Origin of the sequence: Halomonas kalidii (assembly GCF_030010475.1) — a bacterium.
Lineage (GTDB): Bacteria > Pseudomonadota > Gammaproteobacteria > Pseudomonadales > Halomonadaceae > Halomonas > Halomonas heilongjiangensis.
The window spans coordinates 24,522-46,823 of record NZ_JASCQN010000040.1 but is presented as its reverse complement, the minus strand read 5'-3'; the positions used below and the strand labels follow the sequence as shown (position 1 = coordinate 46,823).

The 22,302-nt window shown below is 57.0% G+C and carries 17 protein-coding genes and 1 pseudogene; 16 read left to right on the top strand and 2 right to left on the bottom strand.

The window, feature by feature from the left end:
• The first annotated feature begins 146 nt into the window (after positions 1-146).
• From QLQ85_RS11175 to QLQ85_RS11140, 8 genes are all read left to right on the top strand, one after another.
• A complete protein-coding gene (locus QLQ85_RS11175) occupies positions 147-2,165 on the top strand; it encodes an ATP-binding protein (protein ID WP_282739055.1) in 2,019 nt (672 codons plus the stop codon).
• Positions 2,166-2,258: 93 nt separating this feature from the next.
• Positions 2,259-2,699: a hypothetical protein gene (locus QLQ85_RS11170; protein WP_282739054.1), complete on the top strand. Its 441-nt coding sequence runs from the start codon at positions 2,259-2,261 to the stop codon at positions 2,697-2,699.
• Between the two features lie 241 nt (positions 2,700-2,940).
• The gene (locus QLQ85_RS11165; RefSeq protein WP_282739053.1) at positions 2,941-3,408 is read left to right on the top strand and encodes a hypothetical protein; all 468 of its coding nucleotides are present in this window, start codon (positions 2,941-2,943) and stop codon (positions 3,406-3,408) included.
• Between the two features lie 243 nt (positions 3,409-3,651).
• Positions 3,652-5,088, top strand: a complete 1,437-nt coding sequence (locus QLQ85_RS11160) for an IS1182 family transposase (protein ID WP_282739052.1) — start codon at positions 3,652-3,654, stop codon at positions 5,086-5,088.
• Positions 5,089-5,623: 535 nt separating this feature from the next.
• Positions 5,624-9,454 carry a CHAT domain-containing protein gene (locus tag QLQ85_RS11155; RefSeq protein WP_282739051.1) on the top strand — a complete coding sequence of 1,277 codons (3,831 nt, stop codon included), beginning with the start codon at positions 5,624-5,626 and terminating at the stop codon, positions 9,452-9,454.
• A gap of 406 nt (positions 9,455-9,860) precedes the next feature.
• Positions 9,861-10,694: a hypothetical protein gene (locus QLQ85_RS11150; RefSeq protein WP_282739050.1), complete on the top strand. Its 834-nt coding sequence runs from the start codon at positions 9,861-9,863 to the stop codon at positions 10,692-10,694.
• Between the two features lie 75 nt (positions 10,695-10,769).
• On the top strand, positions 10,770-11,324 hold the full coding sequence (locus QLQ85_RS11145) for a GNAT family N-acetyltransferase (RefSeq protein ID WP_282739049.1): 555 nt from the start codon (positions 10,770-10,772) through the stop codon (positions 11,322-11,324).
• A 296-nt stretch (positions 11,325-11,620) separates the two neighbouring features.
• A complete protein-coding gene (locus QLQ85_RS11140; RefSeq protein WP_102628833.1) occupies positions 11,621-11,962 on the top strand; it encodes a YciI family protein in 342 nt (113 codons plus the stop codon).
• A gap of 240 nt (positions 11,963-12,202) precedes the next feature.
• Here QLQ85_RS11140 and QLQ85_RS11135 read toward each other — a convergent pair whose 3' ends face one another.
• Positions 12,203-12,943 carry a dienelactone hydrolase family protein gene (locus tag QLQ85_RS11135; protein WP_282739048.1) on the bottom strand — a complete coding sequence of 247 codons (741 nt, stop codon included), beginning with the start codon at positions 12,941-12,943 and terminating at the stop codon, positions 12,203-12,205.
• 1,265 nt (positions 12,944-14,208) lie between these two features.
• On the opposite strand from QLQ85_RS11135, the gene QLQ85_RS11130 reads away from it, so the two are divergent.
• A complete protein-coding gene (locus tag QLQ85_RS11130) occupies positions 14,209-15,081 on the top strand; it encodes a YncE family protein (protein ID WP_282739293.1) in 873 nt (290 codons plus the stop codon).
• A gap of 51 nt (positions 15,082-15,132) precedes the next feature.
• Here QLQ85_RS11130 and QLQ85_RS11125 read toward each other — a convergent pair.
• Positions 15,133-15,258, bottom strand: a pseudogene (locus QLQ85_RS11125) (IS630-like element ISHsp2 family transposase); the annotation flags it as partial.
• 283 nt (positions 15,259-15,541) lie between these two features.
• Between QLQ85_RS11125 and QLQ85_RS11120 the strand changes: the two are divergent.
• The 7 genes from QLQ85_RS11120 to QLQ85_RS11090 all read left to right on the top strand — a co-directional run bounded on the left by QLQ85_RS11120 (position 15,542) and on the right by QLQ85_RS11090 (position 22,179).
• Complete coding sequence (locus QLQ85_RS11120) at positions 15,542-17,383, top strand: LodA/GoxA family CTQ-dependent oxidase (RefSeq protein WP_282739047.1); 1,842 nt, start codon at positions 15,542-15,544, stop codon at positions 17,381-17,383.
• Positions 17,383-18,495, top strand: coding sequence for an NAD(P)/FAD-dependent oxidoreductase (locus QLQ85_RS11115; protein WP_282739046.1), 1,113 nt, complete (start codon positions 17,383-17,385; stop codon positions 18,493-18,495). Before QLQ85_RS11120 ends, QLQ85_RS11115 begins: the two co-directional genes overlap by 1 nt.
• A 295-nt stretch (positions 18,496-18,790) precedes the next feature.
• On the top strand, positions 18,791-19,135 hold the full coding sequence (locus QLQ85_RS11110; protein ID WP_282739045.1) for a VOC family protein: 345 nt from the start codon (positions 18,791-18,793) through the stop codon (positions 19,133-19,135).
• Positions 19,136-19,338: 203 nt separating this feature from the next.
• The gene (locus tag QLQ85_RS11105) at positions 19,339-19,965 is read left to right on the top strand and encodes a dihydrofolate reductase family protein (protein ID WP_282739044.1); all 627 of its coding nucleotides are present in this window, start codon (positions 19,339-19,341) and stop codon (positions 19,963-19,965) included.
• 56 nt (positions 19,966-20,021) lie between these two features.
• Positions 20,022-20,660 carry a glutathione S-transferase family protein gene (locus QLQ85_RS11100; protein WP_282739043.1) on the top strand — a complete coding sequence of 213 codons (639 nt, stop codon included), beginning with the start codon at positions 20,022-20,024 and terminating at the stop codon, positions 20,658-20,660.
• Positions 20,661-20,813: 153 nt separating this feature from the next.
• Positions 20,814-21,428, top strand: a complete 615-nt coding sequence (locus tag QLQ85_RS11095; protein WP_282739042.1) for a LysE family translocator — start codon at positions 20,814-20,816, stop codon at positions 21,426-21,428.
• A 94-nt stretch (positions 21,429-21,522) separates the two neighbouring features.
• On the top strand, positions 21,523-22,179 hold the full coding sequence (locus QLQ85_RS11090) for a dihydrofolate reductase family protein (protein WP_282739041.1): 657 nt from the start codon (positions 21,523-21,525) through the stop codon (positions 22,177-22,179).
• The last annotated feature ends 123 nt before the right edge of the window (positions 22,180-22,302 follow it).

The window sequence follows — 22,302 nt, the reverse complement described above, 5'->3', positions numbered from 1 at the left end:
ACGTTCAAGTCAATAACGAGCTGACTATCTAATACCTGTTAGGCTGCTAGGGCTTCTGATGCAAGGCCCGCTGCGATATCGTTTATACCTTGCCCAAGCCATAGCCTAGCATGCCAGAAACACTGAAGATTTGAAGGGTAAAAAGAATGGCAAAAATTCGCGTCGTCGCAAAACGAGACTTCATCGAGTCTATAACAACCTCGTCGCGTCCACTGCCGGCTCTTGCTGAGCTAATATGGAACGGACTGGATGCGTGCGCCGATCGGATCATCGTCAGCCTTGAGCGAAATGATCTTGGTGCGATCGAGTCTATCACCGTGCGTGACGATGGAACCGGGATAGAGCATGCGCATATCGAGAAGCTATTTGGCGATCTTGGTGACTCCTGGAAAAAAACGAGAGGAAAGATCAACGGGCGCGCGTTGCACGGAAAGAATGGCCGCGGTAGGTTCAAGGCATTTGCACTGGGAGCGCGCGTTGAGTGGAATACGGTTTTTCAGAGCAATGGGCGCCTATATGCTTTCCGTGTAGTCGGCGACGCGAACGCTCTTGATGACTTCGAAGTGAGTAACCTCGTTGAGGGCAATTCCCGCACCACAACAGGTACAACCGTAACGATCAACAATCCGCCTAGGAGTTTCCGATCTCTCCAAGGCGACAATGTACCTCATGAGCTAGCAAAGATATTCTGCGCCTACCTGACGGAATACCCCGGTGTGTCAATTGAGTATGATGGCCAAAAGGTCAATCCAGCGGACGCGCAACTAGATAAGTCTGAATATGAACTCAACGATGTGATTTTAAGCGACGGTTCTATCGTTAGCGCCAAGCTCTCCATTATCGAATGGAAAGTTTCAACGGAGCGTACTATCCATCTATGCGACGCGAACGGTGTTTCGCTGCATGAAATTCCCATCCGACAAAAAGTTCGCGCGCCCGGATTCAACTTCACCGTCTATGTTAAGTCGGACTACTTCAGAGAGTTGGACAAGACTAACCTGCTCGCTGTCACAGACCTTCATGAGGGCGTCACGAAGGTGGTGGACGCTGCTACCGCCAAGGTTAAAGGACACTTTCGCAGGCGCCTTGCGGAGGAGCAAAGCGCTATCGTGGAGGCGTGGAAACGGGCGAACATCTATCCGTATGAGGAAAAGGAGGATCTTGGGCCAGTCGAAGCTGCAGAGCGCCAGGTGTTTGATATCCTTGCAGTGAATGTGCAGAGCTATCTTCCCTCATTCGAAAAATCGGACATAAAAGCCAAAAAGTTCACTTTTTCTCTCCTTGCGCAGGCCCTTCGGCAGAATCCGGAATCCGTCCAGACGATCATAGGAGAAATTCTTGAGTTAAAAAGAGAAACCCAAGACGATTTGGCGGATCTTCTAAAGAAGACGAGCCTGTCATCGATAATTAGCTCGTCTAAGGTTGTAGCGAACCGCTTGGACTTCCTGAATGGCCTAGAGATTCTATTATTCGACAAGGAAAGCAAGAAAAAGCTTCTAGAGAGGGATCAGCTTCACAAGATCCTAGAGAAAGAAGCGTGGATTTTTCATGAGGAGTTCTCTCTGGCCGGAAGCGAGGAGCGCCTTGAAGAGGTCTTGAGGAAACATCTTGATAAGCTTGGGGTGCGCGAAGATGCCCCCGATTTGGTAGACGTAGGAGATGGAGGCGGCGGGCGGATTGACCTTATGCTCCATAAAGCTGCTCAGCCTAGGGCAGGGGAATACGACTATCTAGTGGTCGAGCTGAAGCGTCCAAGCCAGAAAATTAATTCGGATGTCCTAACTCAAATCGAGAAATACGCGATAGCTGTGGCGAACGACGAGCGCTTCCACGACGTCAAAGTGCGCTGGACGTTCATGGCTATTTCAAACGAACTCGATGACTTTGCGAAACGTCGCGCTAGGCAGCGAGGAAAGCCCCCGGGCATGATATTCGACGATGATGAGCTAAACATAACCGTGTGGGCAAAGAGTTGGGCGGACGTGATAAACGACTCGAGAATTAGATTGTCGTTCGTTAACCAACAGTTGGCTTACGAAGCGAGCAACGACAGCGCGAAAGAATACCTTCGGACAGCACACTCGAAATACATTCCAGAAGTCGCCACCCTTACCCCTGAAGACGAAATGGAGGAAGAAGTGGCCTTTGAGGATGACCAAGCCTGAGTTCTACTGCAAAACCGAGGTAAAGATAGGCTTGGCTTCGAGGCTGAAGTACACTGCGAGCCAAACATTCGGTTTGGTGGATGAGATTGAGAGATGATCGAATACCTGCAGTATCGGGCGAAGTTGGCCAAGCTCTTTCGCCAGAAGGAAGCAGTGAGTAACTCCTATAGAGTGGCTATCAGAAATGCACAAGCGGAGCCAAAGCCGAGAGAAGAAATACAGTCTATTGAGCATGAAAGCTATTTCGAGGATAGCATGCTCGACGAAGAGATCTCGATCCTCGCAACAGATTATCTCACCCGAAGGGCGAAGCGTCGCTTTGTGGCCATTCCATCACATGAGGCAGAAGGGATGTGGGAACAGTGCAATAAAATCAGCAACCGCTATGTGCTAACCGATAACGGCATTTCTGAGCTGCGATCATCCTTGCGGAAAGAGCAGAAGGAACAAGTTGAGTTTGTCGTCATGATTTTTGCGACCCTTACAGGTGTTGTCGGTGCAGTTACTGGTCTCGTCGCAGTAACCATGAAGTGAGCACCGAGTCTCAAGGCATGGTGGCGACGTCTTAAAGGACGCGTCTCGTGCTTACCGCATATCAGCTCTGTTAAATGTATTCTTCTGGCCGAATGGAGAACTTCAGACTATGCTGATTGGGTACCTGCGGCAGCTGACGACTCAAAGAGGCCATGCTAGCAAATACTGCATGCTCGTTCATCCAATATCAGAGCGGACAGTCTAATACCTGTTGGGTATCCAGCGAGAGAGGTGCATTAACTTGGCTGAATGGAACCTAAAGGACGGGCTTGAGGCCCTTGCCTATCTGGTTGGAATTGTAGGCGGTTTGTCTGCGGCATTCATCTACTTCCAAGGCGTCCGCGAGGAATCCATATCCGTCACACGAAAGGAAATTGCGCGGGCCTGGACAAACGAAGGGGGTATGTCGTCAAACGAGACCTTCTTCGTTACTCTTGAGCTGGAGAACTCAGAAGGAGATCTTATTGGTAGTCTCGCTACGAGCCAGGACCCTCATCCGCTTGAGGTTCATGCAGACATCGGGTGGTTCTCTACTAAAGTCCATGTCTCTCGGCTGCTAAATCGATCCGTGATCCCGGTGGCCAAGGTCAACCTCGAATTGACTGGAAACAACAACCGTCTTGAGTGGACGCTGGTTGGGACTGAGGGCTCTGCGATTCTTCCGAAGAAGACTGTGCTCTGGCCTAGCCCGGTAGGCGTCTCTCGGTAAAAAGATGCCCAACTCTTTGTTCCAAGGTACCGCCCTCAAGCGGCGCTATCCGGTGTGCTCCGTCCTTCGGGTTCCGGCAGCCCCTGAACTCAAACGTTATATAAGCCTTTTCTGAACGACGGCTTCTGGCCGGTTAGGGAATTTTAGACTACGCTGATGCAATGGTTTCGACAGCTGACGACCCAGGCTGTGTGAAAACGTGGTGGCCGCTATACTTTGCCGAGGTCCGCTGAGGAAATAGCGATGAAGCGATTCGTGGTAGGAGAGGCCCGAGACCAAGGCACTTTGTTTCCTGCACTTTTGGATGACTTCATCGCAGACGATAACCCGGTCCGTGCCATTGAGGCATTCGTTGAGGGGCTCGACCTCAGAATCCTCGGTTTCAAGGGTGTCGATCCGCACGCAACGGGGCGGCCAGCCTACCATCCTGCTGTTCTTCTGAAACTCTACATCTACGGCTACCTCAATCGCCTCCAGTCAAGTCGCCGCCTGGAGCGTGAGACGCAGCGCAACGTCGAGCTGATGTGGCTGACTGAGCGCCTGACACCGGATTTCAAGACGATCGCGGATTTCCGCAAGGATAATGGCGAGGCCATTCGTCGGGTCTGTCGAGAGTTCATCGTGCTTTGCCGACGCCTGGAGCTTTTCTCCCAAGCTATCGTGGCCATCGACGGTAGCAAGTTCAAGGCCGTCAACAACCGTGACCGTAATTTCACAGCGACCAAGATGAAGCGTCGCCTCGAGCAGATCGAAGAAAGCTTCGAACGATACCTCACCCAGCTTGATGCAGCCGATCGCGAGGAGCCTGCACTGGCAGAGGCCAAGACCGCACACCTGAAGGAGAAAATCAGAAAGCTGAGGGAAGAAACCTCACGATTACAGTCAGTTGAGGTGGAGCGGCTACGGTCTCCCGACCAGCAAACTTCCTTGACGGACCCGGATGCTCGGTCCATGGCCACCAGTGGCAGAGGGACAGGGGTTGTGGGATACAACGTGCAGGCCGCTGTCGATAGCCAGCATCATTTGATTGTGGCCCACGAGGTGACCAACATCGGCCATGACCGTGGTCAGTTGGCCAACATGGCCAAGCAAGCTCGTGAGGCCACTGGCATCAAGGAGCTCGAAGTCGTAGCCGACAGGGGCTACTACAAGGGCGAGGAAATTCTGGCCTGCCACAAGGAACGAATCACTACCTATCTACCCAAGCCAGTGACATCGCCAAGTCAGGCCAAGGGGCTTTTCCCAAGAGGCGCTTTTCGCTACTCCTCTGAAAGCAATGAATATATCTGTCCAGCGCGGCAACGGCTGATATGGCGGTTTGAAACTATAGAGAATGGGCAGAAGCTGCATTGTTACTGGAGCTCGGCATGTGGAAGCTGTTCCATAAAGGAGAAGTGTACGACTGGACAGCAGAGGCGGATCAAACGTTGGGAGCACGAAGATGTGCTTGAAGCAGCGCAGTCACGTCTCGATTGGAATCCAGAGATGATGCGTCTAAGGCGACAAACGGTAGAGCACCCGTTCGGGACGCTGAAGGCTTGGATGGGATCGACGCATTTCCTGACAAGGCGGCTTAAAAATGTGAGCACAGAAATGAGTCTTCATGTGTTGGCCTACAATCTGAAGCGTGTCATGAGCATTCTCGGTGTCAATGAGTTAATACGGGCTGCACGGGCGTAATCAGCCCGTTTTTCCCATGTTTTCAAGGGCTGTAAAGCGCGATATCGGTGCTATTTGGTGATGCAGAAATCCAGATATGTCACGACAATGCCAGACAGCAATCATCAAAGCAGTGGCTCAGATGGGCTCACCGAACGGCTGAGGGGGACGATTCTTGGGTCAGACAAGCTTTTTTCTGTTTTCACACGGCCTGGACCCAAACCGGACATTCCTTATTGATGGAAATCTAGCGTACAAAATATGTACCGTGTTTTGCTCGGAAGTGTCTTGAAGTCTAATGAATTCTTGGACTAGATCTGAGGGGGCGTGATCCTTATGGCTTTTAGCCGAGCATAGGCGGCGGATAATCCCTCTATGCACTGCACGAAAAGTAATGTCATAGATACAGCCGTCTACAAGTTTACTACTGGTTTTGAGCAAGCACCACGCTATCAGGCGTGCGAAAGGTATTGGAAGGAATGCAGTTGTTGTGCGCTATTGAGAGTGACTTGGGTAACTTAGTTTTGCTATCGCAACCAGAAGGCAAAGAGCAGAAATGAACGAGTCAGAAAGTGCTCAAGACGTACGCATCGAAGGGTTTGACCCTCGTGAGATATTCTCCCAAGGATTTTCTCTTGGAAGCGTTGACCTGATTCAAGGTGGTACGTTTGATGAAGTCATCGGACGAACAGTGATATTGCTTCTAAACATGAGAGATGATGAGGGAAATCGACCGTTCGATGGTGTTGTTGTCATCTTACCACCGACCTCAGTGACTACCATGACACCCAAAATTGTCATCAAGGCTTTAATATCTGGGTTCGTGACACTGAGTGGCAAAGCAGCGGATGACGAGCTGATTGCATTCCTAAAGCGCATTACGCGAGTCGTGAGTAGTACGAGCCTTGATGTTGCTGAATTGGAAGCCACCATTTTGTCGCAAAGTCGGAAGACACTTGTGGCTATTGCGGATGCAAGTCTCTACAGAGATCAGGATATTGCACCGCCCGCAGCCTTTGGGGTATCGGCTGTCCTAATATCTGAAGATATATGGGTACCGCATGTAGTGAGTCTCTGCAGTTTAAGCGTTTCTGCAGTTCGAGATATCAATAGTTATGTGGTCGCTCATGTCGATGAGACCCCAGCAACATTAGAACGCAATGTAAACCTGCTAACTAGTGTGGATGATTGCTATGTAATAGCACTGGTCAGCAAGCCTGATGCAAAGGACCTTGTTGAGCAAAATGCGCAGAGATGGATATCGCTAGTTCTCAGCGGAGACATGGCAGCGGTGATGGTAGAGATAGAGGAAATGCGGCTTACCGATATAAATCGGCTGCATCTTTTGGCCCAGCTGTTCTCCAGAGCAGGCCGAGCCGACGAAGCGCTTGATGCTCTTGCGCAGCTTACTCAACACTTGCCATCAATAGACCCAACGAATTTGGTGCAGTTCTCATGGCTTGCCCACAAAGCTGGAGATAATTCACTCGCCCTCGCGTTCCTACCTGAGGATGCCACAGGCTTGAACAGCGAGATGTGGATCGAGCAAGGACTCGAGCTTGCAACACTCCTTCAGAAAAACACACTGATTGAAAACTATGATGAAAGACTGGCACAGCTTTACCCGAGTTCGTCACGCCTGAGGGAGAATCGTGATCGTCGTTTGCTGATGAATTGCCGCGATGCAACACTCGATACGGAAGACTTTTTCACCACGGCGGGACTCACTGAGAGGCACCTAGCAATACTGGATGGAGTACTATCGCCCCAGCAGAGTTACAGTCTTTTGATTAAGGACGCTCATAGCTGGGGCAGCGATTGGTTTGAGCTGGCCGTGATCTGTTGCGCCATGCATGCGTGGCATCTTGGACGTTATAGAGACGCAGCTGACGCTGCGAGCCAGATCACTGGATCCGAACTTTACGGGAGGCAGGGAACTCAGCTCACACTGTCGTCCGTTCGGGCGATGATGCTAAAAGAGGAAATCGGGCGTGATGAAGGCGATTACTATCGAGAGCTTCTGAAGCCGGTATTTCGTTTTCTTGCTCACCATCCTGAAGATGGTTCGATTCGCATAGAAGTTTCGCGACTGTTATCAGTGGACTCATGCGGTGACATTGGCGTTCCGATTATTGCCTTCATTATGCTAGACCTTGCGGGTGAAGGTATAAGTCTAACCACCCGAAACAAGGAAGCTGAAGAGAATAGTGCGGAAGATCTGGCCGACATCCAGGAACCCGATCAAGAAACTCTGATGGCTGTGGTCGAAAAAGGCCTAAGTTGGCTTGGTAGTCAAGGCTCAGGAGAGCACGGGGTTACTGTGCTGCCCAGAGAACTGGCAATCCATCCAGATTATGTCATTCGCTTGGTGACTCGATTAATTTCGATGAGTGCACCAGAGGGTGAGGATGTTGATGTTGACTTCCTAGAAAAACTTCTACTTTTAGTGTGTGCTATGGCGCCACATGCGAACGAAGAGCGTAATGCAGATCTTCGGGTACTACGGTTAGTAGCTGGCCAGTGCGCCACTTTGGGACACTATCAGCACGCTCGAAACCTAGTGGAGCAGGCGCTATTAATCGGACAAGGAAATGCACTGCGTGCTCGCTTAGCCTGGCATGCATTCGCGGACATCTACCATCGCTGCCGGAATTTAACCGAGGCTCTAGTTGGCCTCGTGTCGGCGATGGCAACCGGCGCTCCAGTGGAAAAGCCTGATCTTTGGCAAGAAATTCATACCGCGATTCGTATTCTGCGTGATCTGGGGCTCTTTGACTTGGCGAACGAGTTCGTTCCGAGCCTAAAAAAATTGACCGGGGACTTAGGCTACGACGCGGAAGATGATGCTCGCATTGTTACTTTGGAGTTGGGCTTGAGATTACCAAGAGTCGAAAAAGATTCTCCAGAAATCGGTGCGATCGTAGAAAGGCTGAGCGGCAACTATGATGCTGCTAAGAGCGATCGCAGCTTACTTTTCCCACTCGTAGTTTTACTGGGACAGACTATTCAGAAAGCAGATGCAGGTATGGTGGGGGTCAGCGAGACAGCGCGTAATCAACTTAAAGAAGGTCTTGAACTAGTGGGGGCACAAGCGTCTCATTTGGTGCAAACATTTTCGACAGTTGCACCCTCGGCATCCGACGTTGCCGACTTGTTCAACCGTGTGCAGAGGGGGTTATATGCTAGTGATGCACCTGGTGACTTAGCGCTCGTTAGCGTTGTTGCGCGTCGGCTTATAGATGAGCCAACAGAGGGCGATTCGTCTGACGAAAACAAGGCGTTTGGGGTCGAGCTTCTAGCCGACCACGCGGTTACCTTGCCTTCTGTGCCCCCTGCCTTGGAATGCGACTGGCCAGTTCGTTATTCTCAGTCCCTGAACGAGGCTGGGCTTGATGTCGCATTCATCGGTGTGGATAGCAGTGGCGAACTTAGTGTGACATATGTATCGCGTGGAGAGGTTCAGTATATCGAGCAGCCCCGTCATTCTCGGCCATTTAAACTGCGGTTGCTCGCGTGGCTTCAGAACTATCCCCAGAAGTACGGCCACATTGATACTGCAGAAGGGCATAACGAGTTTTACATCTCAATGGAAACGCTAGATGTACGCTTACCGCCATCAAACGCACTGATGGTCATTGCTGAGCCGCTACTACAACAGTTAGCTTACAACCTTAACATCGCCGAACCGGACAACGCGGGTGGCTTCAGCCAGTTTCACGGTATCGCTTCTGCAGTAGGGTTGGTGCCATCGCTTACGTGGTTCTCAATGGTCAGGGGGGGCGCGCGCAATGGCAAAACCGCATATAAGGCATGGATATCAGCTCAGGATGGCCCAGAGGTTGAGGGCCCATTAGACTTAGCACTCGATCGGCTCAGAGACACTTTTGAAGAGTTCGAGTTTTCGGTGGATACAAACCGGAAACTGCCACAGAACATGGCTGACGCTGGCTTAGCTGTAGTGACAGCCCATGGTGGACTTACAGCTGATGGGCGTTACATCCATAGCATTCGTGACGAAGCCAGCCTGTTCGAATCCCCTTCCGCGCTTGCATCGACTCTTGCGGGCGTCGAGGTTGTCATTCTCTTTGTCTGCAGTGGAGGACGAATCGACAAGCATCCGTTAGACAACACAGCTGTCGGGCTTCCAAAACTGCTCCTGAATAAAGGCTGTCGGGCGGTCATCGCCTCGCCATGGCCGTTAGACGTGAAAGTGACCTACCGCTGGCTAGAGCCGTTCCTTCGGGAATGGGAGGACGGTGCGACAATACTCCAAGCAACGAAGAAGGCTAACGAGGCTGTGGGGCAGGCCCTAGGGGAGCATCCTCAATATTCATTAGCCATGACGGTCTTCGGTGACCTTTTGCTAACCAAGCTTGAGAGGAGCTGACGATTGGCGCGGGAGGTCGGCTCCCTCTCGTGTTTCAGACCGGTTGCCTAGGAGTTCGAGGGAGGTGGGCGATCCTAGAGCCGAGCTTTTATAGCATCTTGGAGGGGGCTTGTGGCTGCATTTTTCCCTTGCTGACTAATAGTTATTTGCCGAAACAGGAACACTCATGCAAAAGGCGCAATCGACCCTAAGCGGCCATGTCGGCAAAGGCAGTACGATTTTTCATCGGTGTCATGCAGCGTGCGTGATGATTGTTGTTATGTAGCCAAGCTATACTTAATTTGCCGGTTTTTCAGTAGGATAGAGAGGGTTTTGCGTGCAGCAATAACATTGTTGAACGCGCAGGCGCGTTCATCCTTGTTATCGAGCACGCTATCTAATATCACTGTTATGCTTTAGGAGGCCTATGCAAGTCGTAGGAACAGGAAATACAACTTATATTTTGCTCAGTGGCCTTGAGGTTGCTACAGATGTTGAGCTTAACGAAAATGTTAACCTACTGGCTGCAGACACTTCTCACCTTGATTTGGCAACTTCAATATCCACATGTACTCGTCCTGACGATATAGCTGTTGTAGCTGCATTCATTCCGCGTATTACAGCTCAAATGAAGATTTCTGCTCCGACACCCAAAGAGCTAGCAGCTATCGCTTGGAACTCCTCTTGGGATGCACTTCTTCTCAGCGCAATTTTCCATACCGAAGTAGGCTTCAATCTCCAGTCTGACACAGAGGCCAGCTCAATATCCTCAAAAAGTCATCTTCGAGCAACGAATTATCATATGCATGGTTTAACTCAGACTTCACCACACAAACTAAATGCTGATGACGTAACGTGGATTACCGAACACTTTTACAACGCAAGGAAACTTCTCGATAACGACAAATTTCAAACTGCCGTTCACTGTTTAGCTTCGTATCGTTGGCACGCCATGCCAAGAATTAAGATGGCAGTTCTTTGGGCGGGTATAGAAGGAATGTTCGGAGCAAGCTCAGAAATTCGATTTCGAATTAGCCTTTATATTGCACGTTTTCTTCATCCTGTTGATGCAGATGCATGTAAGGCCAAGTTTGAGTCAGTAAAAAAACTTTATAACTCGCGATCCGCCGCTGTGCATGGTTCAAAGGTCAAAGGTGATCTCGCACAAGCTGTTGAGGAGTCTGCTGAACTTTTGAAGAATCTCATTCGGCAGAGTGTAATAAATAAAGGAACACCAAATGAAAATGAACTTGTTCCATAAACCAAAGCATAACAAAGCGCTGCTGTCGGACAAATTTTCCGCTGCGCTCAAAAATTTTCCGCAGAGCGCGGCGTTATGCAAAGGGAGGCGATGGTGCAAATTTGCGAAACGGAGAGGTTGGTTATACGGCTGTTATCCCTCGGGGACGTTCCTGCATTGACCGAAATTCTCAGCGATCCTGATGTCATGAAATCCTCGGTCTGTGGCGTTTGTGATGAGGCCGCTACCCGCAAGTTCATTGAGTGGTGTTTGGCCTGCTACGAGTCACACGGCGTGGGGCCATGGGCACTAATCGATAAAAAAGATTCTGCACTGATAGGGTTCTGCGGTGTTGGACCAGAATTGGTCGCTGATGTCGAGGAAATCAACCTTGGCTATCGACTTGCCACGCGTTATTGGAATATGGGCTTAGCGTCTGAAGCGGCGAAAGCGATACTAAATTATGCTTTTGGAAATAGACAGTTCCATTCGGTGGTAGTAATCATCGAGCCTGAGCACGTCGCATCGCTGAAGGTCGCTGAGAAAGCAGGGTTTGCTAAGTTCGATGCCCTTGAATTCCATGGGCGTCCAGTGAGGCTGTATCGGTTAGCTTGGGAGCAATGGGATGCCATGCACGCGACAAGCGCGTGATGGCTGGCGTTACATCAGACCTTGCTGAAAGACCGCTCTTGGCCGTAAGGAGCATTTCAGACCATGCTGATTGATTGTAAATGACAGCAGACGACCCTAAGCGGGACTGCCGGTAGATGCTGCGGGCACATCCATTCGTGTTATGTAGCCGGCACGATGATCGGTGTTATACTGCCGAGCTATACTTAATATTACGGTATTTCAGTAGGTTAGGGCGCAGACGGCGTGCGGTATAATCACTGTTAGGCCGCACACTCGCTCCACGACCGACATCAATCTCCAAAGGAAATAGCACCATGGCCAAGTACCTGATCTCCTTTCCCAGCGCTGCGATGGTCGTGCCCGAAGGCGAGTGGGAGGCGGTGGGTCGCGACGCGCACGCCGTGATCGACGAGGCGAAAGCCGCCGGCGTCTACGTCTTCGGCGGCGGCATCGACGAAGGCGTGCCGCCCGTTCTCGTCGGAGCAGACGGAGCAGTCGCCGAGGGCGGCTACCCATGGGCGCCCCCGCTTGACGGCGGCTTCACTGTGCTCGAACTACCCTCACGCGAGGAGGCCGTCGCGTGGGCCGCGCGCATCGCGAAGGCCTGTCGTTGTGACCAAGAGCTACGCGTCTTCGGGTTCGACCCGCAGTCTTGAGGGCGGCATAGAAATGGCGCAGAAAGTGCGGCCTAACAATTCATATATGGACTCCTCCCGCAAGTAGGCAGAGGAAGACTTGTTAATCATCTCTCGCTGAAGGGCTGCTCCTGGCCGAGAGTAGGTATAAGTTGGGTAATTGGGGACAGGTTCCCATTTACCCTCGTCAAAGGCGGGCTTTGCTCCCGCCATCGCGGCCCCATACAGCGGGACCGCTGATGAAAAGCGGGGAAGGTCCCGTTACAGCGTCTCTTCCAGGAGCATGGCGAGCCGCTTGTGATGCAGGGCGTCGGCGATCGCGTCGTAGGCGGGGGCGTCCTTGGCCGTGAAGCCGTGGGCTGCACCCTTGTAGAGCTCCGTGGTGAAGTGCACGCCGGCCTTGGCCAGCGCCTCGTCCATGCGGGCGATCTGCTCGGGGGGCAGAAGCTCATCCTGGTCGGCGTGGCCGAGATAGACGCGCCCCTCGATGCTGCCGACCACGTGGACTGGGCTGTTCGGGTCGTCGGTGCCCGCCAGCCGGGCCGAGTGAAAGCCGGCCGCGGCGGCGACGCGGTCGGGGTGTTCGGCCGCCATGCGCAGCGCGAAGGAGCCGGTCATGCAGTAACCGACCACGCCTACCTGGCCGTCCGCGAACTCGGCCTCGCTATCGATGCAGTCGAGGAGGGCGACGAAATCGCGGGATTGCGCCTCGGGCGTCAGGTGGCCGGCATACTCGAACAGCGTCGGACGCACATCCGGATCGCGGAAGGACTTGCCCTCCGGCACGACGGGGCCGCGCGCATTGCGGTAGTAGACGTTGGGCATCAACACGGCATAGCCGTTGTCTGCTATCTGCTGAGCCTTCTCGTGATAGCAGGGGCGCAGGCCGCCGATATCGGTGAACAGCACCACGGCTGGCAGTGGGCCTTCGGCGCTCCCGGGCGTGAAGACATGGGCGTCGATGGTGCCGTCGGCGGCAGGAATGTCGATAGCGCGAGACATAAGTGGGCTCCGGGGTGTCGATGGGGATGGAGGTCGTCAGGGACGCAGGTCGCCCAAGACGCATCTAACCAGAGACAGGCCCTGTTGACGAGGTCGTTACTCTTCCGCCCCGATGGTCATCCGCAGCGCCTGGAGCCCGCCGAGCTAAAGCCGCGGGGCAATGAGGAGTAGACTCCAGTGGCTCGGCAGGCCTCATGGACGAAGCGAGCCCCACCGTAGGAACCCTGCGAAGAATGCACCGTACCTCCACCTAATCAGGGGCTTACCCCACGCATCCTGGCAGGGACACTCGTGGCCTCTTATCGCAAGGCAGGCGATGGCGGTCAGGATGGCCTGGGCTCCGCCCATCACCTGCAGTTTGCCGGCGGCATCATCCTGGTGGGTATCGATGTAGACAGACACCGCATGCCTGCCATCACACGATGTACTCATTCAGGCCCGCACTGTTGGTAAGGGTGGAATGACATATCAGGCCGTGCTGAAACTCCGGTATTGGCCGGTTCCTGCCTTTCAGGCAACCATGAAAAGCTTGCGCGGTGCCCCTATTATGCTATGCACCTAGTGTGATCGCGACAGCGGAGGTGACGATGGCCTTCCACAATCCGGATCCGAAAATGCGGGCACTGGAGCAGCGCAATGCCCGGTTGCGGGCCGATCTGTTTGCCAGGCTGTTTGGTGGTGCATGGCGTGGCCTTCGCAAGGGTGCCTCGTGCTTGTCGAGGGGGCGATGCCGCCGTCGTCACCACCGGCCTCGGTCCTGACCAGTGGCTTTCCCTCAGCGGAGTCCTTTGCCGGAGGGTGTCCCGGCCGCGCAAGACACTGGACTGGCGAACACCGTGGGAAGTCTATGCCGAGGTGCTCAACAAATCGGTCGCTGGTCCGGGCACCCTTCAATAGCGTTGCACTTGGAACTTGAGACCGCCAAGTCATTGAAACGGCGGAAACCTGCTTGTTCACCTGTATCAGGAACGTCCATGTCATCTTTACTTTTCCTCCGTCCTCCTATCGTTGGCAACATGGACTCGGGCACCGAGTCCCCCACCCCGCAGGCCAGGGCTGGAGGCGAATGGCTGATCAGCCTGGGCGCGCACCTGTGCCCCTGCAGAAGGGGCGGTAACGGTAGCTGCTCAGCAGTTGGCTACCGTCGGGCGGGCACGGCTGCGGGAGGGTATCGCATCCTGCGGTGGCTTTTCGTCTCGTTCGTAGCGGCGGTGCTTGCGGGCTGGCAACTGGCCCCTGCCTCAACGCCCACCCCTGAGCCGGGCATGCGGCTAGTCTGGGTCGGGGTCGAGGACGCCGAGCGGTTTGTTCTTGTCGACCTCGATGCGCGGGAGGTGATGGAAGGGTACGACACGCCGGGTGGTCCGCATAACGTCACTGTCGCTGAGGATGGGACTGCCGCCGGGACGTTGTACCGGGGAACCGAGCTCGCTCTCGTTCGTGACGGGGAACTCACCTTCGTCGAGCTCGGTGACACCCCGCACGACGTGAAAGCGGCCGGCGACCTGTTCGTCGTCGCGAACGAGACGGCCGAGCGACTCGACCTTGTCACCCTTGACGGCGAGCACATTACCAGCATCCCCCTCCGGGGCCAGCCACACGACACGGCGATCGCCCCCGACGGGATGACCGCCTGGGTAACGCTGAACCACACCGGCGAGCTCGCCATCGTCGACCTCGACGCGCATGAGGTCGTCAACTACCTCCCGACCGGCCAGTCCCCGCACAACATCCTGTTTGGCCCCGACGGACGTTTCTGGGTGACGGACTGGCGTGGTCCCGTGCACGCCTTCAGTGCGGAGGGTGAGCTTCTGGAGACCATGCCGGTTGGGGAAGAGCCCCACCACCTCGCGTTCACGCCGGAAGGAGGCGAGGTATGGGTCACCGATCATCACACCCGCGAGGCGATCGTCATTGACACTGCCACCTACGAGGTCCTGGCCCGTCTCGAGATCCCGGGGAGTCCCCACCACGTCAACTTCACCCCTGATGGGGGGCTCGCCGCGGTCGCCGACCACACGCACGGAACCCTCGTAGTCTTCGACGTCGCCACCCGCGAGAAAGTCGCCACGATTGAGGTCGGGCCGGGCCCGCACGGCGTATGGGCGGTGTCGGCCGACGCTGCCCGGAAGCGCTGAGTGTGTGGTGATGCCAATCATCTGACAATCGGCCACTGAAACGGGAGTGGTCATAACCGTCTCTGTCGTCACCGATTCGGTGGTGGTCTGATAGACCAGCCTACCTCGGCAGCTCAGGAAACCCAGTACGTTTAGTCGACGACTGCGCGAGTAGGCAGTCATCTCCAGCAACTTTCCGGGGCCGCTCGAAGGTGCTGAAGATAGTTCAAATGCCTTGCCTGATGACCTTGCCCGCGTCATTGAGAAACAGCTCGACTGCGAAGAAGTCGAAACGGCTTCGTTCATGGCACTCTGATCTTGCCCAGCTGCAGTGCACCAGTGCCTCTCTTTCCTTATCCAGGTATGCAGCAACGTACCGCTGAGCCAGCGGTGCTATTTCAGTTCAAGGATTCATGAACCGGTGCGGCGCCAGGGCGTCTACGCCTCTTGATGTCGTGCCATACAACAAGGGAGTGAACAGATGGCTGAGATCGCTTACGCCAAGATCCATCCGTCCATCGGCATCGCCAGGGTCGGCAATTCCAGGCAAACCGATGGTTTCTACATAGGCCCCCAGGTCACGGAGCCCCTGCCCAGGGAACCCGGAGCCTACCGGGACGCCACCGGCGCTCTGAAGCGCGAGGTGGCCGAATTCCGCATCTACGCCTACGACGGCAACGGCAGGGTAGTGCGGGAGCTGACCATGGATCCCGCCACCGAGATCACCTGGACGGTGGAGCTGGCCAACCACAAGGCGGCCTGGTACAACTTCGAGCTCGCGCTGGATATCCCGGAAGCGGCGACGGCAACGCCTTCCAAGCGTCGCAACGCCGAGGTGGCACCGCCCGACAGGCACAAGCTGGCCATCACCCCCGGCGCCCGTAGCATCGACACCCCTTCCAGCCTGGGGCCCGAGTTCCGGTTCGACGGCGGCACCTTCATGGACACCGAGGTGCCCCTGGGGGAACTGCGCACCGACACCGTCGGCCGCCTGCAGGTCTTCGGCGGCCATGGGCGTTCCGCCTCCTGCGGGGAGAAGCCCCCCACCACCTTCGCCAACAACGACGGCTGGTACGACGACACCAGCGACGGCCCGGTGACGGCCACGGTGCTGGTGGATGGCCGCTCCATCGCCGTGGCCCCGGCCTGGGTGGTGGTGGCCCCGCCCAATTACGGCCCCCAGCAGAGGGCGGTGCGTACCCTGTATGCACTGATGACGGACCTGGCCATCCAGGCCGGCCAGTTGGCGGCGCCCGTCAGGCCCTCCTTCAGCGACGACATACTGCCCATCCTCGAGGCCATGTGCGATCTGCAATGGATGAACGCGGGGTTTGCCGCCGGCTTCGGCTATGGCATGCCCCAGCACTTCCTGGAACCTCGCTATCTCACGCAATTGGCGGAGCCGGGCGCAACCTATGCCGAGCTCAGGCGTACCGTCGCCAACGGCTTCCGCAATCCCCGGGACGGCGACACCTCCATGAAGCCGTGGCCCTGGATCTATGGCGACGCCATGAACGTCCCCATGCCCAGGGTCCCCGACGCCATGAACGCCCTGACCACCACCCAGCTGGCCCTGCTGGAAACGTGGGCAGAAGGGGACTTCGTGGCGGACTACGATCCGCACCGGCAACCACCGCGCTCCATCGACGAGGTGCCGTTGCAGCAGCAGCCCGCCATGCTGGACAGGGCGGCCCTGGAGTTCTGCATCGCCGATGCCTTCCACCCGGGGTGCGAGATGACCTGGCCGGTACGCCACAGCACCATGTACATGGAACCCTACCGCTGGCGTCACCGCAGCCCCGAGGATCCGGAGCCGGACTACGGCACCACCCTGACCCCGGCCATGGCGACGTCCTACAACGGCCCCCTGTACGGCCAGATCCCCGGCTCCATCACCCGGTGGATGGCCATCCCCTGGCAAACCGATACCGCCAGCTGCCGCTCCGGCTACGACACCGAATACGATCCCTACCTGCCCACCTTCTGGCCCGCCCGGGTACCCAACCAGGTGCTGAGCGAAGAGAACTACGGCAAGGTGATGGACCCCTCGCTGCCGAGGGAAGAGCGCCTGGCCGCCTACCATCAGCGCTCCGACTGGGACCGCACCCTGGGCGTTGGCCACCTGAACCAGTTGGCGAACATGGTGGCCCATTTCGACCGGATGGGGATCGTGGAGGTGCGGCCTGGCCCCAGCGGGGATCCCGACTTCCCGCCGCTGATGCAGGTCGAGGACAGGGGCGGCCGCGACATGACGCCCCAGGAGCGGCACGAGACCGACAAGGGCATGCGCGAGCTGTTGATCGCCAAGCGCCGCGGCCGCTGATGGCCGGTGAGCGCCCCTTCGACGTCGTGATCGTCGGCGCCGGGCCCGCGGGCCTGGCCCTCGGCACCCTGCTGCGGCCGGCACATCGGGTGCTGGTGCTGGAGCGCCGGGCCCGCCCGGCAACAGCGCCGCCGATCGGGGAGTCCCTGCCGGGGGCCGCCGCCGTGCTGCTGCAGCGCCTCGAGCTGCTGGCGACCTTCCAGGACGCGGGGCACCGGGAACGGGGCGCCGCGGTATCGGTGTGGGACAGCGACAGGCCGGTCTGGCGGGACGCCATCCGCGACCCGGCCGGCCCCGGCTGGTATCTGGACAGGCGGGGGTTCGAGCAGATGCTGCGCCGGCGGGCCCTGGATGCCGGGATGACGTTGCGGGAGGGCTGCAAGCAGGCGGATATTCGCCACCGTCAGGGCCAGTGGCAGCTGGACACGGCACTGGGAGCGTTCCGGGCGCCGGTGTTGGTGGACGCCACGGGCCGCAGCGGCCGCCTGGGGCGCCAACTGGGGTTGAGGCGCCGCGCCGATGATCCCCTGCTGTGCCTCTATGTTTTTCTGAACCAGGGCTTTCTGAACCAGGGTTTTCTGGATCAGGGGTCAGAGAGCCAGGACGGCACCATGCGCATTCAGGCGGATGCCCATGGCTGGTGGTATACGGTGCCCCTGCCCCAGGGGCAGCGGGTGCTGGCCTATCATATGGACGGTGATGATCCGCTGTGTCGTCGACTGTTGCGCCGCCCCGAGGCCTTTCTGGCCCGGGCCAGCGAGCATGCCCTGTTGGCGGAGGTGCTGGAGGGGCTGGCCCCCGCCCGGATACGCGGCCGGCCGGCGGGCACCTCCCTGCTGGACGTGGAACAGCTGTCGAAGGCGGGGCCGGGATTCCTGGCCATCGGGGATGCCCTGCTGGCCTTCGACCCGCTGGCGTCACAGGGGCTCTTTCATGCCCTGGCCTCGGCAACCAGTGCGGCCAAGGCCATCGAGTCCGGCCTGCACCAATCGCTCGGCGCCTATCAACAGGAGATGCGGGCGGTCACCCAGCGTTATCTCCGGCACCTCAAGGCCAGCTACCAGGGGCCAAGGCGCTTCGGCCAGGCGACCTTCTGGCAACGGCGGCAGTGAACGGCAGCGTTGGGACCGAGTGGGAGGGGTGAAACGCGCCGACACGTTCATCCAATAACGGAGCGTGCGGTCCAATCCCTGTTAAGGAACATCGATCATGGGCAAATATCTCAAACTCAATGCTGACTTGGATGCGGAAGTTGGTTCGGCATTCGAGAAATTGCCGGGTGCTCCAGACTTCGTGTTGGTCGAGGGTTGAGAGCCTTGACAAATAGGTGAAGCCGGCCGGTATTACGCTGCGCTCAGTTCCGGCGGATTACCACGGCGCCAGGCGCACTCAATATCGGGGAAAAACATGAAAGTTCACTATCTGGAAATTGTATCTCTTGATGTGGATGCCGTGTGCAATGCCTATGAGGCTGCTCACGGGGTGAATTTTGGCGAGGCGGACGAATTGTTCGGTGGAGCTAGAACCTGTACGTTATCCGATGGCTCAATTATCGGAGTCAGGGGGCCTCTGCGGGAAACTGAAGATCCGGTAGTTCGGCCCTATTGGCTTGTGGAAGACATAGACCTGGCCGTGGCAAACGTTGAGGCCGAAGGAGCGAAAATTGCCATGCCTCCCTTGGAGATTCCCGGAAAGGGAAAGTTTGCGATCTATATCCTTGGATCCAATGATCATGGGCTTTGGCAACTTTAAGCCCGGGTCGCCAAACAAATGGGGGAGCACCAAAGCGCTTCGCGGCCCGGCTTGACTCCGGTGTCAGGCGTCATCCAGGCATCGCACTGTCGATTTCGCAGAGTCTCGTTCGACTATCCGTCAGGGAATGAAGCTGATGGGTCGCAGTGATCGTAGGCATTCCCTGTACGAGAACTTTCACGCGGACGACCCTGGAGTAGAGTATGCGCAAGCTCATCGTTGCCGAGCACATCAGTCTGGATGGCGTGATTCAATCCCCCGGCGCGCCTGACGAAGATCCCAGCGGCGAATTCCACCTCGGTGGCTGGATCGTGCCCTACGCCGACGAGGCCATCGGCCAGGACTTGCAGGACCTGTTCTCGCAGCCGTTCGCGTTGCTGCTGGGGCGTCGCACCTACGACATATTCGCGTCGTACTGGCCGCGCGTACCGGCCGATTCCGCCAGCCACGCCATCGCTGACCTGTTCAACAGCGTGCCCAAGCACGTGGCCACGCATCGACCCGCTATGCTTGACTGGCAGAACAGTCATGCGCTGGAGGGCGCCCTGGCCGACGCGATACGCGCGCTCAAGCAGCAGGAAGGCGCCAACCTGTTGACGTGGGGCAGCGCCGACATGGTGCGCCAACTGCTTGCGGCCGGGTTGGTGGACGAGCTTCGGCTTCTGATCTATCCCGTGATACTGGGGCACGGCAAGCGCTTGTTCGGCGACGACGCACAAGTGTCGGCCTTCACCCTGGCGCACACGACCAGCACGCCTGGCGGCGTGCTGGTCACCCGCTACGTGCGCAGCGGGGAGGTACGCACAGGGACGTTCGAAGCAGTTGGGTAGGAAATCCGCCATGCGGGAAAGCGCCAGATGATGGCGCTAGCGAGAGGAGCCACTAGATGACCGACCTGATCCTCACCACTTTCGATTGGGTTCCCGACATGCCCCGGGGCTATGTGCGTGACTTACGGGTGCGCTGGGCGCTGGAAGAGGCCGGTATGCCGTATAGCGTCAAGAGCGTGCCGTTTCGCGAGCGGGGCGCCGAGCACTTCTCGCACCAGCCCTTCGGGCAGGTGCCCTGGTTGACCGATGGTGACCTCTCGATCTTCGAGAGCGGCGCGATCCTGCTCCACCTGGGGGAGCGCAGTGACGCGCTGATGCCTGCCGAGCCGCGCAGCCGCAGCGAAGTCATTGAATGGCTGTTCGCGGCGCTCAACTCGGTCGAGATGGCGAGCCTGCCCTGGGCCCTCTTCAAGTTTGCCGGCGACATCGCCGAAACGCCGGGGCGCAAGCATCTGGACGGGTTCCTCAAGGCCCGGCTTCAGCACATGGAGAAGGTGTTGGCAGGGCGCGAATGGCTAGCCGGGACCTTCTCCGTCGCCGACATCCTCATGGCGGATGTGCTGCGCCTTGTCGACCGGTTCGACGGGCTGGCGGGATACCCGGCCTGTGGTGACTATGTCGCGCGCGCCACGGCGCGCCCTTCCTTCGTGAAGGCACACGCAGACCAGATGGCGCATTTCGCTGCGGCAGACTGAACAATACCGGTATCCGCTTTCGCTACAAATCACACATTCCGATGGAAGCGAGGTACCGGCCAACAATCGATTCCAGCTGGCGCCCCTTCGCACCGTCAGGGCCGCGGGTGAAGCTGGGCGTTGACCGTCGCATCCTCAACCAGGGATCACAACATGATCACGCTTGAATTCCTCCTTACCTCGCTCGTCGTCGTCCTCATTCCCGGGACAGGTGTCGTCTACACCGTTTCTACCGGCCTCACGCGTGGGCGACGCGCAAGCATCTTTGCCGCCTTAGGCTGTACCGCGGGGATCCTTCCTCACCTCGTGGCCACGATTCTCGGTCTCGCTGCGGTCATGCACACCAGCGCCCTGGCGTTCCAGATCCTGAAGTACGCCGGCGTCGCTTACCTGTTGTACCTGGCTTTCGCCACTTGGCGCGATCGCTCCGCATTCTCAGTCGATGGCAGCATGTCGAAGACGTCAGCCATTGGGCTGATAGGGAAGGCTTTCCTGCTCAACATCCTCAACCCGAAGCTGACCATCTTCTTCCTGGCGTTTCTGCCTCAGTTTATCGATCCTGCTTCCACCCGGCCGCTCATTGATCTGCATGTTCTGAGTCTGGTGTTCATGGCAATGACCTTTGTCGTCTTCGTCATTTACGGCTTCCTGGCGTACGGGTTTCGTCAGTTCGTTATCGAATCCGCCCGAGTGCAGAGCGCGCTACGCTATGGCTTCGCGTCAGCCTTCGCTGCGCTCGGCGCGCGGCTTGCAGCCAGTGAGCGGTAACGGCTAACCCACCATTCCTCCGGACCTGCTGAAGAAAGCCCCGCCGGCCGGTGAGTTCAGACGTTGGGCGTTTGCAAGAAAGGAGATGCGTGATATGAGAAGATTGGTTGTGGGCACGTTCGTGACTCTGGATGGCGTCATGCAGGCGCCAGGCGGCCCTGACGAGGACCGTGACGGTGGATTCCCGCACGGCGGCTGGCTGGTCCCGTATTTCGATGAGACATTCGGCCAAATCATGACCGAGTGGACCAAGCGCGCTGACGTCTTTCTGCTCGGCCGCAAGACGTACGAAATTTTCGCGGATTCCTGGCCCAAGTCCACCGATCCGGCCGATGAGATTGCCACGGCGCTCAATACTCGGCCGAAGTTCGTCGCGTCACGGACGCTCGACAAGCTCGCCTGGAACAACTCGCATCTGCTTAAGGGCGACGTTGCCGAAGAGGTCATGAGGCTCAAAGCACAGGAAGGCGGCGAGATTCAGGTCCACGGCAGCGCCCATCTCCTCCAGACGCTGCTCAAGCACGATCTTGTCGATACGCTACGCATTTGGTTCTTTCCGGTGGTGCTCGGCACCGGCAAGCAGCTTTTCGGCGAAGGCACGATCCCGCGTAGCTTCCGCCTTACCGAAACTCAGCAGTCCACGACCGGTGCCGTCCTGCACATCTACGAGCGCGTCGGCGATCTCAGTTACGGCGAGGTGGAGGTCGGCCAGGAGACTGTGATCTTCGATTCGGACTCAGCACGCCACTGATGCAGGATCTGCGGCGCCCAACCTTCGCTTCCAGCCGACGTCCCTGCCGCCGCTTCGCGGCGTCAGGGCCGCGACAGAAGCGGGGCGTTGGCTGAGATTGCGCCGGACGAAAAGTGATACTAT